The 13,981-nt window shown below is 63.1% G+C and carries 13 protein-coding genes; 1 reads left to right on the top strand and 12 read right to left on the bottom strand.

Going from position 1 to position 13,981, the window contains the following annotated elements; all coding sequences use genetic code 11:
* Window positions 1–85: 85 nt before the first annotated feature.
* The 12 genes from JOF47_RS16675 to JOF47_RS16620 all read right to left on the bottom strand — a co-directional run bounded on the left by JOF47_RS16675 (window position 86) and on the right by JOF47_RS16620 (window position 12,261).
* Window positions 86–580 (bottom strand): very short patch repair endonuclease, encoded by a 495-nt coding sequence (locus tag JOF47_RS16675; protein WP_210000451.1) that lies wholly within the window; start codon window positions 578–580, stop codon window positions 86–88.
* A gap of 309 nt (window positions 581–889) precedes the next feature.
* Window positions 890–1,594: an HD domain-containing protein gene (locus tag JOF47_RS16670; protein WP_210000450.1), complete on the bottom strand. Its 705-nt coding sequence runs from the start codon at window positions 1,592–1,594 to the stop codon at window positions 890–892.
* A gap of 156 nt (window positions 1,595–1,750) precedes the next feature.
* Window positions 1,751–2,563, bottom strand: coding sequence for an IclR family transcriptional regulator (locus tag JOF47_RS16665; RefSeq protein WP_210000449.1), 813 nt, complete (start codon window positions 2,561–2,563; stop codon window positions 1,751–1,753).
* Window positions 2,564–2,764: 201 nt separating this feature from the next.
* A complete protein-coding gene (locus tag JOF47_RS16660) occupies window positions 2,765–3,643 on the bottom strand; it encodes a formylglycine-generating enzyme family protein (RefSeq protein WP_245356931.1) in 879 nt (292 codons plus the stop codon).
* Window positions 3,644–3,877: 234 nt separating this feature from the next.
* Window positions 3,878–4,675 (bottom strand): glucosamine-6-phosphate deaminase, encoded by a 798-nt coding sequence (gene nagB / locus JOF47_RS16655; RefSeq protein ID WP_210000447.1) that lies wholly within the window; start codon window positions 4,673–4,675, stop codon window positions 3,878–3,880.
* A 4-nt stretch (window positions 4,676–4,679) separates the two neighbouring features.
* Complete coding sequence (locus JOF47_RS16650; protein ID WP_210000446.1) at window positions 4,680–5,654, bottom strand: ROK family protein; 975 nt, start codon at window positions 5,652–5,654, stop codon at window positions 4,680–4,682.
* Entirely contained in the window at window positions 5,651–6,580 is a 930-nt protein-coding gene (locus JOF47_RS16645) for a Gfo/Idh/MocA family oxidoreductase (RefSeq protein WP_210000444.1), read from the bottom strand. The genes JOF47_RS16650 and JOF47_RS16645 overlap by 4 nt, the downstream gene beginning before the upstream one ends.
* On the bottom strand, window positions 6,577–7,428 hold the full coding sequence (locus JOF47_RS16640; protein WP_245356406.1) for a carbohydrate ABC transporter permease: 852 nt from the start codon (window positions 7,426–7,428) through the stop codon (window positions 6,577–6,579). Before JOF47_RS16640 ends, JOF47_RS16645 begins: the two co-directional genes overlap by 4 nt.
* Window positions 7,425–8,390 carry a carbohydrate ABC transporter permease gene (locus JOF47_RS16635; protein ID WP_245356405.1) on the bottom strand — a complete coding sequence of 322 codons (966 nt, stop codon included), beginning with the start codon at window positions 8,388–8,390 and terminating at the stop codon, window positions 7,425–7,427. Before JOF47_RS16635 ends, JOF47_RS16640 begins: the two co-directional genes overlap by 4 nt.
* Before the next feature lie 72 nt (window positions 8,391–8,462).
* On the bottom strand, window positions 8,463–9,770 hold the full coding sequence (locus JOF47_RS16630) for an extracellular solute-binding protein (RefSeq protein WP_210000442.1): 1,308 nt from the start codon (window positions 9,768–9,770) through the stop codon (window positions 8,463–8,465).
* Between the two features lie 68 nt (window positions 9,771–9,838).
* Window positions 9,839–11,212: a sulfatase family protein gene (locus JOF47_RS16625; protein ID WP_210000441.1), complete on the bottom strand. Its 1,374-nt coding sequence runs from the start codon at window positions 11,210–11,212 to the stop codon at window positions 9,839–9,841.
* Between the two features lie 5 nt (window positions 11,213–11,217).
* On the bottom strand, window positions 11,218–12,261 hold the full coding sequence (locus JOF47_RS16620; RefSeq protein WP_210000437.1) for a hydroxyacid dehydrogenase: 1,044 nt from the start codon (window positions 12,259–12,261) through the stop codon (window positions 11,218–11,220).
* 131 nt (window positions 12,262–12,392) lie between these two features.
* Between JOF47_RS16620 and JOF47_RS16615 the strand changes: the two genes are divergently transcribed.
* Window positions 12,393–13,544 (top strand): ROK family transcriptional regulator, encoded by a 1,152-nt coding sequence (locus JOF47_RS16615; RefSeq protein WP_210000434.1) that lies wholly within the window; start codon window positions 12,393–12,395, stop codon window positions 13,542–13,544.
* Window positions 13,545–13,981: the final 437 nt, after the last annotated feature.

Raw genomic sequence — 13,981 nt, 5'->3', positions numbered from 1 at the left:
GTCGGGTAGTCCTCCCCTTTTCAACTTGGTCGTCCCAAGGCTATGTGGAAGCTTCACCCCTTGGCTAGAGACCTCTAGCCGGATTTCACACTGCCACGGTGGAGCCGTCCGTTGGTCCGAGGAACCCGGTGAGGCGGTCAAGAACGACTTTCGGGTCACCGAGTTCGCATTCCCACAAGACCATCGACTCCCAGCCGAGCTCCCTCAGGGCAACGATGGTGCGTTGGTCCCGTCCGCGCGTTGCGGTGCGCTTGGCTTCCCAGAACTCCGCATTTGTCTGCGGTGCGTGCTGGCCATCGGGGCAGTCGTGGAGGTGCCAGAAGCAACCATTGACAAAGACCACCTGGTGGCGTGCGGAAAAGACGATGTCGGGTCGGCCCGGGAGCTTGCCGCCGGGCAAGTGCGCATCCGGGTGCTCCTTGAGAATATTTTCCAGCGTTGAGCGCGGAATACTCCCTTGCAGCCGAAAACGGTATCCAGCGGCGTGCAGCAATCTGCGCACGAAAAGCTCGGGCTTGGTGTTTTTGCCCCTGATCTTCGACATGAGTTGGGAACGCTGCTGAGCGGACATGCTGTCCATGCCTCGATTGTGCACCCGCTGCACTCGGTGGCGCATTCTCGATTCGAGGTTGCCGGCTCGGCACGGAAATTCTCTGGGGAGTGGCCTTAAAGGTTTGAGCACCGGCCGGGTCCACGATGCGGGGGAATGCATCTTGGATCCGGCCGGTGCTCTCATCACTCGCACCTTCATGAGGTAGTTATGACTCTAGGGGGCAAGCCTATGGATTCCATGTGTCAGGGCATCACGTTGCATGTGAACGTGTAATTTTCGCGGCCTACACCCGGGCCGGTGGCCAATGCCAACGCGGCCCCACCACTGAGACGGCACTCATCTCAGAATCCCCGTTTGCAGAAGGGTACGTGAGCGACCCAAGTCGGCCATGGCCATGTCGACGGCTGCGGAAGTGATCAGCTCGGGAATGATTTCCGATTCCAGACGGTCCGTGTAGGCAGCGGGAGTCATGTCTAACCAGCCGGAGACCACCGCGATCCCGGTGGTGTCGAAACGCCACAGCCTGTCAGCGTCGCGCATCAATGCGTCTTCGATGGAGTGGGCCAGAGGGCGGGTGTCGTGTCCGTCGATGATCCTGCAGGCCCCATTGATGAACTCGGTGCTGTAACCCAGCGACGGCAGAACCCGACGGGCCACGGCACAGCCCAGGCGCTCATGTTCGAAGCGGATTTCGGCCTTGCGCCAATCCCCGCGGAAACCATCGGAAATGATCTTGCTTTCATCCACATGCGCCCATCCGGTGTCGTGGAGCAGCGTGGCAACCAGCACCAGCTCGCGATTCGCCTGCGGATGGGCATCACAAAGGCGGCGGGCGTATGCCAGGGAGATGGGCAGGTGGAAGTCGTTTCGGCGGGCCCGTGTTTCCGGAACAACTGCTGCCCAGACCGGGTTCAGGGATTCATCCAGGGCCGCGGTAAGCACTATCGGGCTGGTGTCGACCCGCCCCTGCGCTGGAATAGGTAACTGCGGGTAATCGGCGGCGAAGGTCGCGCCGGGGTCGAAATCGGAAACTGTAGTCATGGCGCGCGGAGGTTCCTTGCATGGATGGGCCAAAAATAGGGTGGGCCCGATGCTGTGGACGGGCAATAATCATGGCCTCAAGTCTTGTCCTGGACGTGCCGGATGGAAACGAATCACTTCCACTCAGCGGAAAGCCGCATCCCGTCCGACGACGTTCTATTCGAAGGGCGTCGGTGCCGGCTCAGGATTGATGGCGGTGCCCAGCAGTGTTCCCAGCGGAATATGCGCGGTGGCTGCTTCGATGCGCTTGGAAATCCCGTGCAAGGCCGGAAGCCGGCGGGCCATGCCCGAGGCATGAGTCGAGGGCACCACCAGCGCGATGGAGCAGGAGAAACGTCCCGTGTGGAATACCGGTACCGCAATGGAGCAAGAGCCGATACGAACCTCCTCCTGGGTCGTTGCGTATCCCTGCTCCCGGACCTGGGCCAGTTCATCCCGCAGGCGTGCGGAATTGACGTGGGTGTGACCGGTGAGCGCGGCCAGCGGGCGTTGGAGATAGGCATCCGCCACCCAGTCCGCGGAGTAGGCGAGCATCACCTTGCCCACCGCGGTGGCGTGCAGTGGAAGTCGACCGCCCACGCGCGTGGTGCGCGGAATTCTTTGGCTGCTGTAGACGCGTTCGACGTAGAGCGCCATGTCGCCGTCGCGCACGGCCAGCTGGCTGGTTTCCCTCGTGAGTGAGAAGAGATCTTGGATGTAAGGCTTGGCTGCATCACGCAATGGGCGTCCTGCGTTCTGCGCGATTGCCCATATGCGCAGCCCCAATTGGATTTTGCCGTTGGGGCCACGACTTAGCATGCCCCACTCCAACAGTTCCGTGACCAGACGGTGTGCGGTGCTCATCGGGACTCCGGACAACTCGGAAATTTCGGTCAGGCTCAGTGACCGACGGGAGGCTTCAAAGACCTCAATGATGGCCAGGACCTTGGAGGTGACGCTGCGTCCGGGTTCTCGGTTGCCTCCGGACATCGATGTTTTCCTCTCAGTGGGCGCACACCGGCGCGGTGCATCCCTAGAGTGTAAGCCTCAGGGTTCACTGGCGTCGGGGATTGAGCCAGCGGTTACGTTTTTTGCCGGCTGTCGGCGCTCTTCTTAAGGGAAATAAATGCGCATGAGAAAACAGGCCAACGCCCGGAGGTTCGGATCCTCGTGCTCTTCGGTGCGACTGTTTCAGTTGTCGACAACAGTGGATTCGGTTCGCGCAACGGTCCGGAAACCGCAGTTGCCAGAGGATGAATCAGGGGTGTTGGATGTTCGGGCGGCGACTCGATAGCGTTCGCAGTAGGAGGCATGGCAGAGGTATGAACCTCCGCGCATGACCCGTCCGGATCCGATGGTCGGGCCTTGGGGGGCATCGACGGGGGAGTTCCGGTAGTACTTGGGCAGGAACCAGTCTGCGCACCATTCCCAGACGTTGCCCGCCATATCGAAGAGTCCGTATCCGTTGGGCGGGAAAGACTTCACCGGGGCGGTCCCGAGATGCCCGTCATCGAGGGTGTTACTGGTCGGAAAGGTTCCTTGCCAGATGTTGCAGCGGTGTTCGCCGCCGGGTGTTAGTTCGTTTCCCCAGGCAAAGCGCTGCGACACCAGACCGCCGCGGGCGGCGTACTCCCACTCGGCCTCGGTCGGCAGACGGCGTCCGGCCCAGACGCAGTATGCCAGTGCGTCATGATGAGAGACGTGAATGACGGGGTGGTCCGGAATGTCTTGCCAGTGGGAATCGGGCCCGGTCGGGTGCGCCCAGTCCGCACCGCGAATGTTCAACCACCACGGAGCCCCGGCCGCCGTCCCGAGAATATCGGGTCGCGCTGCAGCGGAAAGCAAATGAAACACCGCCGAAGAACCGTACTGCTGGGCTTCGGTCCGGTAACCCGTGCTCGCCACGAATTCTGCGAACATCGAATTGGTTACTGCCGTCGCGTCGATTCGAAACGCCTCGAGCCGGACCTTGTGCACTGGGGTTTCGCCATCGGCCGGGTAGCCCTCGCCGAAGGCATCGCCCATGAGGAACGTTCCGCCCGGCACCAATGCCTCATCGCGCACACCCAGGGGAGACTCCCCTCGCGAGCCCTGACAGTCGCTCGTTGTGCCCGAAGTTGCTGTTTCAGCGGCGCGTGAGGGCGTGCAACAGCTGGGTTCGGGGTGTTGGGGTGAAGTACTTAGCGGCAGCAAATTGACTGTCCCTCCTTGGATGTGGTTCTCAGGATATCCGCGTGTTCAGTGGCAAGTGCACAGATGGAAACGGGACACGCGGCCGTCGAGACTGCCGTGACACTTTCCCTGTCAGGCGAGTACGCCCGAGAGGGCGATGCCGGCGGCAGCTTGGCTGGCCTGCCGGTAGTACTCGGATCCTGTAAGCTCCGCGGCCGCTTCTTCGTCCACGATGACCGTGACGTGGGGATGAAGTTGGATGATCGACCCGGGGATGGTTGCGGAAACCGGTCCTTCAACGGCCGCGGCAAGTGCCCGGGACTTATTGGCACCAAAGGCAAGCAACAACAGATGCCGGGCTTCTTGAATGGTGCCAAGCCCCTGGGTGATGCAGTGTGTGGGGACCTCATCGAGGGAGTCGAAGAATCTGGCGTTGTCGCTGCGGGTTTGAGCTGTCAGGGCCTTGATCCGGGTGCGGGATGCAAGTGAGGATCCCGGTTCGTTGAAGGCAATGTGGCCGTTGGAGCCGATACCGAGGATTTGGACATCAATGCCGCCGGCTGCCGTGATCATTTCCTCATATTCGTTGCCGGCCTCCTCGATGTTGCTCCCGGTGCCCCGCGGCGTGAAGACACGGTTGGGGTCGAGCCCCATTGGTTCCACGACTTCGCGAGAAATCACCGAGCGATAGCTTTCCGGGTGTTGCGGCGGGACGCCCAGGTATTCGTCGAGCGCGAAGCCCCTGACGCAGGAGAGATCCAGGTCGGCATGGCGCAACGAGCGCGACAACGCCGCGTAGGTGGACAACGGTGTCGAGCCTGTGGCCAGACCGAGTACCGTGTCGGGGACCGCGGTGATTTGTTTCAGAAGGATTGAGGCCGCGATGTTTCCTGCCTCAATGTTGTCGCGAACTATGATGATTTCAGCCACTGATTTACCTTTGCTGCTGTGGTTGCGGGGTGTGTACGTGGGTGGATCCGGCAATGGCGGCACCTATTGATCCAATGGGCAGTCCCGGAGGAACCAGGCTGACGCGTTGACCCAATGACAGCCCGGCAAGGAACGGGGATCGGGCATCGGCCTTCTTGAGTTCCTCGCGGATTCCGGTCAGCAGTGGTTGCCCCAACGCATTCAGGCCGCCGCCCACATAAATGGAAGCAGGATCGAATGTCAGTCCAAGAATGCGAATCGCCGTTGCCGTCCCGTGGAAGAACCGCTGTTGGATGGAGCGTGCCTCGGGGTTTCCCGCCGCGGCATCGTTGAAGAGCGAGACTGCCGGCCAGCGGCCCCCGCCTCTCCACTGTCGGGCGATACCCGATCCCGAGGCGACGAGTTCCAGGCATCCGCGTTGCCCGCACGGGCAGGGTTCATCAAGCAATCCGAGCGTGAGGTGCCCGATTTCCCCGGCAGCACCCGAGGCTCCACGGACCAGCTGGCCGCAGGAGACATATCCGGCGGCCAGGCCCGTCCCGAGGTTGAGGTACGCGCTGGACCGTGATTGTTCCGTGGTGCCCAAGACATGGTGGGCGCCGAGGGCCGCGGCGTTGACGTCGTTTTCCACGGTGACTGGAAGCCCGTGTTCGCCCTGGGCCAGTGCCCCGAGTTCCAGGCTGCCCAAGCCGACGTTGACCGCACTCGACACCAGGCCCGTGGCCGTATCGACAGTTCCGGGAATGCCGATTCCCAGGCTCGTGACGGGCAGCCCATCCAGGGCCGGTGTCCCGCGCAGTTCGCTGACCACCGTGTGGAGGCTGCGAAGAACCTCGTCTGCACCAAAACCGGTGGGACGGCGCAGGGTATGCAGGACGTTGTTGTCCGCATCGATGGCGACGGTTTCGGTTTTCGTGCCACCGATGTCCACGCCGATCCTGATGGTGCGCGTCAGGGTTGCTGTGGCCGATTGCGTCATGTCAGGCTCCCCAGGGACACGGGGCGCCCGGTGTCCAGGCTCTGGTTTGCGGCCTGGACGATGGCGACGATGCCGAGAATGTCGGCCGGCGGGACGTTGGGTGTTCCGCCCAGGCAGGATGCGACGAGGCCCTCAAGCAGGCCCACGAGCATCGGTGGCCCGGCTTCGATCGAAAACTCCGCGTTGCTGTCGGCCCGTTCCAAGACTCCTGCGGTGAAGGCGCTCCACTGATCTTCGCCGCCCAGGTCTATCACCCTGCCATCGACACAACGGATGGTGACGCGAGTGCGCCCGCCGGCCTCATCTCGACTCGACTCGATGACGGCCCCGGCCAGATCGGTGTCGGCGCCCAGTGCTGTAACGGCCAAATCCACCAGGTGGACGCCGTACCAGGCCAGGCCGGGGTGTCCCGGCTGGGTCGGCAACGGACCGGTGAGTGAAATTCGCTCGGCCGGGCCCGCCGCCACCGCGGATGCGAACTCGGGGGTGAACCGTTTGGGCGAACCGGCAAGGACCAGGGCGCCGGAGGCCTGCGCCGCGGCGAGCATCGACCGCGCGTCATCCAACGTCGTGGCAAAGCGCGTGTCCACGTAGATCGGCTTGCCGAAGCCCACAACACGATCGAAGTACGCGCGGTGCGTGCGGGTATCCGAGGCGACGATCAGCAGGGCATCACACACCTGGGCCACCTCTTCGGGGGAAGCGCACATGCTCACCCCCAGGTCGATGACCTGCTGCTCAAAACCGTCGATGCGCTCGAAGCTGAGCGGAAAGTCCGCCGCAGCTTCCCCTTTCCACGCGTGTGTCACGGTGCCGCCGGGCACCGCGCCATCGATGCCGTCCCCGAACAGGGAAGTGAACGAGGGCGCGTGCGGCGAATCGACGCCGATCAGGCCGAACCGGATCGGTGCACTACCCGCGCTCATCCCTTCACGCCGCTGTGGGTGATGCTGGCAACGATGTGCTTCTGCAGCAGGGCAAAGATCACCAGGCACGGGATGAAGCTGATCAGCGTTGCCGCCATGACGCTGGAGGTGGATGCGGTTTCCGTGTTCAGCGTCGCCAAGCCAACGGTCAGCGTTTTGGCGGCGTCGGATTGGCCCACGACCAGCGGCCACAGCAGGTCGTTCCAGTGCCAGAGGAAGACGAAGATCGCCAGCGTGGCCAGGACCGGGCGGATCAGCGGCAGGACGATCTGCCAGAAGGTGCGCCATTCCCCGGCACCGTCGATGCGGGCCGCGTCGAAGAGTTCCTCGGGCATGTCCCGGATGAACTGGTGGATCAGGAAGATGGCCTGAGCGTTGGCCAGAGTCGGCAGGATCAAGCCCCAAAGCGTGTCCACGCCGCCCATCCTCGAAATCATGATGAAGGTGGGGATCAGAGTGGCCTGGACCGGGACCATGAGGGTTGCGATGATTGCCCAGAGCAGGGCGTTGCGGCCCGGGAAGCGCTTGCGGGCAAACGCATAGGCCGCCATGGAGGCGGTGAGCAGCACGATCACCACCGAAACTGCCGAGTAGATGAACGAGTTCCACAGCCAGAGCGGGAACTCGCCCACGTTGAGCACGCGGATGATGTTCTCGAACGTGAGTTCCTTGGGTATCGCGTAGGGGAGCGTGGGTGCGTTCTCCGGGGACAGCGCCAGCACGACCACGGCAATCAGCGGGGCAACGGTGAAGAGGGAAATGACGGCAAGGACGATGGTGAGCGTGCGCTGACGTCGTTTCTCCATGCCGTTTCGGCGGACGACGGGAGCCGGGGCTACGGCGGTCATTTGGAATCCTTACCTTCAAAGAAGCGCTGCTGGACGAGCGAAAGAATGAGCACGATGACAAACAGCACCACGCCGACGGCCGATGCGTAACCGAAGTCGAAGAACTTGAAGCCCTCGTCGAAGAGGAAGTAGATCAGGCTGTGGCTGGCGCGGGCCGGGCCGCCGCCGGTCATGACGTAGATGGTGTCGAACACCTGGAAACCGATGATGGTTTCGATGACCAAGACAAAGAAGACAACGGGCTTGAGTAGCGGCAGGGTGACGTACAAGAACGACTTCCAGGCCCCGGCTCCATCGATCCTTGCCGCCTCGTGCACCTCCGCTGGCTGTGCCTTGAGCCCGGCCAGGAAGATCAGCATCGAGTAGCCGAAGCCCTTCCAGACAGAGACGAGCGCCAGGGAGGCAAGCACGAGCCACTGCGAACCCGAGGTGAAGGGGACCGGGCCCAGCCCCAGTGCACCCAGGGCCGCGTTCAGCGGTCCGTCGGTGGAGAAGATCCACGTCCAGATGATGCCTGCCATGACAAACGAGCTCAGGTAGGGGATGAACAGCAGCGCCCGGAATGTACCGGTGAAGCGGACCAGCTTGTCGAGCAGCACGGCGCCGGCCAACGAAACCGCAATGATGAAGGGAACAAAGATCACCACGTACAGGAGCGTGACGCGCAGGCTCTGCCAGAAGTTGGGATCCCTGGCCAGGCGCGCGTAGTTGTCGGCACCAAGGAATTCAACGTCTCCGTTGAGGCTGTATTCGGTCAGGCTCATGGCTCCGGCACCGAAGATGGGGAGGAACTTGAAGAGCCCGAAAATCACCAGTGTCGGAAGGACAAACAAGATGCCGGCAATGGCCTCGCGCCTGCGGGCCAGGTTGCGTTTGGGCGTGGGCGTGGGCGTGGGCTGGGGTGGTGTGGTCGGCGATTCCCTACGCGTCGGCGCTGACCTGAGGCTGGTGTTGACTGACATGGGTGACCAATCGGGTTGAGGGGGAATAGGGATACGGTCCGGGCTGGGGATGCCCGGACTGCATCCCCCGGATCATTTGGCCGAGCGCTGGAGGATTCCGCGGGCTTCCTCGGCGGCACGGTCCAATGCTTCGCGGGCCGAAACGTCGCCCCGGAGGGCTGCCTGGATGTTCGGGGCCAGGGTGCCCATCACCTGTCGTGCCACCGGGGAGGATTCTCCCGGGTTTGCGGTTTTCAAGGCCTCGTTCATGGCCACCAGGTCCGGATCCGAGCTCGGGGTCCCGGCGTCGGTGCGCGTCGGCAGGTTTCCCGCCGCCGCGTTCAAGGCCTTCTGCGATTCCGCGGAGCTCAGGTAGGACATGAGCGTGTAGGCAGCGTCCCGATTGTCCTTCTTGTTGATGGACGTCAGTGCCAGCAGTCCGGGGTTGCCATAGGTCGCCTGGACGGTGCCCTGCAAGGGAGCTCTCAGTGTCACGTTTTCCTCACCGAGGGCCGCCCGCATCTGCTTGAGTTCGGCCAGGGAGGTGGTGGCACGCATGGCGACCTTTCCGGCGGCGATCGGGGCGCCTTCCACCTTGGGGCCGTCGGTGGCGGCATCAACGGGTAGTCCGCCGAGCTTCTTCAGGTCGATCAACAACTGCAGGGCGGCTTCCCCGGCCTCGGAGTCGAATGCGACGTCCTTGGCATCGTCGGTGAAAACGGTTCCGCCCGCCTGCCACAGCAGGGGGTAGAAGGACAGGTTGAGTGTTTGCTCGGGGCTGCCTGCGTAGTCCATGACGGCGATGCCCTTCTTGGCGAGCACCGGTGCCGCGCTGCGCAGGTCATCCCAGGTCTTGGGCAACGGGAGGTCGGCATCGGCAAAGATCTTGGTGTTGTACGCGGCAGTGTTGACGTTCTGGAAGATCGGGACGCCGTACAGCTCGCCGTCGAAGGTCGCTGCCTCGAGCGTCGTCGGGTAGAAGGAGTCCTTGTCCTTTTCCACCGCTTTGTCCACCGGCAGCAGACCGCGCACGTTCTTGTAGGTGGCAGCCTGGTCGGGGGTAATGAGGACCACATCGGGTCCCGAACCCGCGGCGAGAGCCGCGGAGATCTGGGGGTCACGCTTCTCGAACGTCTGGAGTTCGATGGCCAGGTCGATGTTCGGGTTTGCCTTCTCGAATGCGGCCTCGGTGTCCTGCCAGTACTTCTTGCTGGCCGTCTCATCCTTGATGACAGGGTACATCCAGAGCGTGACTTCGCTTTTCTTCTGGCCGCTATTGGCTTCCGGGGAGGCCGAGGAGGAGCCACAGGCCGAAAGCGTCAGTGCTGCGGCGGTAAAGATAGCTGCGGTTGCTACCGCTGAACGCGTGGCGCGAGGGCCACGGAACTTCTGGGTGATCATGTTCTTAACCTTCTGCTGGAGTGGATGTGCGGACCTGGCGGCCGCTTCGGGTGTGGTGCGTGGTGGTTCTAACTGATGGCGAGCTCGGGTTGGACGGGTGTGGGCGCGTGCCGTGCACCCAACAGGTATTGCAGGGCATCGCGGTGGCGTTTGGTTGCGGTTCCGGTGTTGAGCAGGGGATCCTCGCATTCCCGCATCCAGTCAAGGAGCGCCGCCGATAGCGATGCAAGCGTGTCTTCCTGGGCCGGATCCTCGGCCAGGTTCTCCAGTTCCTCCGGGTCGGTTCGGAGGTCGTAGAGTTCCCTGACCGGACTGGTGCCGATGGTCGGTCCGTTGAGGTCCGCGGGCAAACTGCGGTGAACCCACGATTGGGTGGGATCCATGGCCCGTGGAGCGTTGGAGAAATTGACGATGAGCTTGTGGGTGGGGGTGCGCACCGAACGCTTGGGGTCGTAGTAGGTGTGGTACGACAACTGGCTGAAGCAGTGGGTGCGCGCCTCCTCGCCCGACTCGACGGCCGGCCGCAGGCTGGTGCCCGGCAACCGGTCCGGCACCGGCAGCCCGGTCAGGTCAAGCAGCGTGGGGACGACGTCCACGTGGCTGACGATCCCGGCGATCCGGCGGGACCTCCACGCCGGGTGCGCCGGGTTGCGGATCATCATCGCGACACCCAATCCCGCGTCGTACAGGGTGCATTTGGCGCGGGGGAGGGCGAGCCCGTGGTCGGTGGTGAAGACCACCAGGGTTTCATCCCGCAGTCCCAGTGCCTCGAGCGCGGCCAGGATGCTGCCGACGCCCTCGTCCATGTGCCTGACGGCGCCCTGGAGTTCGGCGATTTCCTCGCGGGCTCCCGGATCGTCAACCAGGTGGCCCGGGACCGTGAGCCCGCGTGCGGCATCGGGGTCGACCCCGTCGGCGAGGAATCCCATGACCCCCGGCCGATCGCGTTCGGAGGGCACACGGTGCGGTTCGGTGAAGCCCACTTGCAAGTAGAACGGTGCGTTTTCGGTTGCCATGCGCCGCAACGCCTCGGTGGCACGCTCCACGACGACGTCGCGGGCGCCGCCGGTGCGGGCACGGTCGAAACCAAGCCGCTCGGCGACGACCTCATCGGCCAGCACCCGTGACTCGTGGTGCACGCCGACCAGTTCGGTTTGGTAGCCGGCCGTCTTGAGGCGGTGTGCCAGGTGCGTCTTGGGGTCGTTCAGGTCCCAGTCGAACGGCTCGTGGGTCAGGCCGAGCACGCCGTTGGACTGCGGGTAGTTCCCCGTGAAGAGGGAGGCCCGGGCCGGGCTGCAGTGCGGCGCCGTCGAGAAAGCCTGCTCGAAGAGCACGGATTCTTCGGCCATGGTATCAAGATGCGGGGTGGACACCGTTTCAACGCCATAGGCGCCGACGAAACGTCCCAGGTCGTGACAGTGGATCAGGAGGATGTTGCGCATGAGGGTCATCCCATTTTCTCGAGGTCGGTTCGGGTCAAAGCGTGTTCCATAGGGAGGCCACCCAGGAATCTGCGTAGTTCATCGACGACAATCAGGCCAGCGCGCCGACGTGAGTTCGCGGTGGCGCCGCCGAGATGCGGTGTCAGCAGTGCGTTGGGCAGTGATCTCCAGCGGTCATCCGCGGGCAGGGGTTCGAGGTCAAAGACGTCGAGCGCGGCGTCAAGGCGACCGGAGGAAACCTCGGTGTAGAGGGCGTCCATGTCCACGATGGTGGAGCGGGCGGTGTTGATGAAGCCGGCGCCGTCGGGTAGCAGCGCCAGGTGGCTGGCGCCGATCAGCCCCGTGGTCTCCGGGGTGGACGGGGCATGGACCGCGATAACGTCGCTGGTTGCGAAGAGTGACTCGAGGTCAGTGGAGAGGGCGGCCAGCGGATCGGATTCCTGCACGTACGGGTCGTAGATCCGCACGTCCGCGCCCAAGGCTTGGCAGGCCTGGATGTAGCGTCGTCCCGTGCGCGAAGCCCCCACTACGCCAATGCGCGCCCCGCAAATCTCCCGGGCCCGGCGAATGTTTCGCGTGCCATCCCAGGTTTCGCCGTTGCGAAGGCCGTGATCGAGTCTGTTGATGCGGCGCAGGAGGTTCAGCGTGAAGGCCAAGGACAGTTCGGCGACGGCCGGCGCCATCGCGGCACCTGCCTGGGAGACCGGGATGCCCGTGGCCCAAAAATCGTCGCTCACCAATGCATGCAGGGAAGAAGCTGCATGAATGACACAGCGAAGATTTGGTGCGAGGGACAGGCGGTCGGCGTCCAGCTTCGGAAAGCCCCACGCGGTAATAAACACGTCTGCATCGAATGCGGCCCGGGCAAAGGCGCCGGGGGATTGGAGGTCGGACGGCGCAATCGAGGTGACATGTCCAAGTTCATCCAGTGCCGTGCGTGTCGCAGCCGGGATGAAAGCGTTGAACTCGGCTGCGGGGATGCTTAGTAGAATCCTAAGCTTGGGGATGTCGCTGAGCGTGTGCCCAGTCACAGCGTCGTCGATATTCATGGTTTGAGATTAGTGAGCGTCAATCCTTTTGTCAATGACTAAACTAAGTATGATGGGTTGAAGAGATGGCGCCGGAATCGACGCTGGGGTCGAAGAGTTTCCAGACGTAGTAACCGAAGGGGGTAGGTCAGATGAAGCCACGCGCAGGAAGTAAGGCCCTGATTCGAGAGATCAACGAGGCGCTGATCCTCGATATTCTCCGTACCCAGGCACCTGTGTCTCGGGCGACGGTGGCAACCCAAACAGGGTTGAGTGCCGCGAGCGTCACCGGTATTACGGGAAAGCTCATCCGTGGCGGCCTGGTGGTTGAGACTGAGACAGTCCGGGATACCGGCGGCAGGCCCGCGCGACTGCTCGAACTTGGCCTTGACGGAGTATTTGCCGCAGGTGTGCGACTTTCGCCAACGGAGGCGCTCGCCGTCGTTGTTGATCTGCGCGGCGGTGTGGTGTCGACTCACCGGGAGTCGCTGGCTTCCACCGACCCTGCCGATGCGGCGGAAGCCGTGGGTAACGCGGTCCGTCAAGCGGCAGGTGGGAAGCTGTCGCAGCTCATCGGCGTGGGGGTCACCCTGTCCGGCATTGTAGATCAGGCAAGCGGCGTGGTCAGGCATAGCGGCGCGCTGGGCTGGGCCGACGTATCTTTCCAGGCGCTGCTGGAGGATGTGCTTGGTGAAGCCGTGGTAATCGATAGCTATGCCAATGCCTATGCCCGCGGACTGCTCTTCGACGGTTCGTTTACGGTGAGCGAATTGCTGGTTTTCAGCGTTGGCATGAGTTTGGGTGCAGCTGTGGTGGTTGAGGGGCGTATCCAGCCAGGCTTCAACGGTTCGGCCGGTGGTTTTGCCCATTCTCGGGCGATTACAGGAGCCGAGCCAGTGAGACTGTGCCACTGCGGCGCGGAGGATTGTCTGGAAACACGCGGAAGTCTTTGGGGGATGCGCCACGCGATTGAACGGAGTGGCGGAACCGCGCGGGCCATTGATCACGAACTGGATCACGAAGTCATCTCCAAGGCGGCCTGGCATCTGGGGGTTGGCATGGCGAACGTGGCCAAGGTCCTCGGCCCGGAAAAAGTGGTCGTCGGGTTCGCTCCCGAGGCCCGACTCGGGACGTTCGCCGAACAAACCAAGGAATCATTCCTTCGGCAATACGAACATTCGAACACTCCGGCGCCCCAACTGGAAACCACCGTCACGGATCATGTTGCGCTGGCGCGCGGTGCGGCGTGCTCGGTTCTTGGAGGGCTTTTCACGGCGAGGGAGTCGCAGGAGCGCAGCGCCTAGGGTGCGGTTCTAAATCGCGACGTCCCATGCATTCAACCTCGTGGTTGCGCGAGGATGTGCCGAAGTCTCCTGTGGTCGCGGTTCGTCGCTCCACCTGTTCTTTTGTCGTGATCTCGAGCTGCATCCGCGTCCGGGCCATCGTGTGTATTGCCCCGGTAAGTTGCCGCCGCGATTGATGCGTCGTAACCTGATTCTCCCGTTAAAGGTTTGAGCACCGGCCGGGTCCACGATGCGGGGGAATGCATCTTGGATCCGGCCGGTGCTCTCATCACTCGCACCTTGCATGAGGTAGTTATGACTCTGGAGGGCAAGCCTATGGATTCCATGTGCCAGGGCATGGCGTTGCATGTTAGGACAGGGCGCGGCATTGTGAAAACAATGCGCGCGACCACCCGCCGCAGGGTGAAATGGTCGACTTCGGTGAACCCGGCGTCGAC

The sequence above is a fragment of the Paeniglutamicibacter kerguelensis genome, assembly GCF_017876535.1.
Lineage (GTDB): Bacteria > Actinomycetota > Actinomycetes > Actinomycetales > Micrococcaceae > Paeniglutamicibacter > Paeniglutamicibacter kerguelensis.
This window is presented reverse-complemented; position numbering and strand designations above follow the sequence as displayed.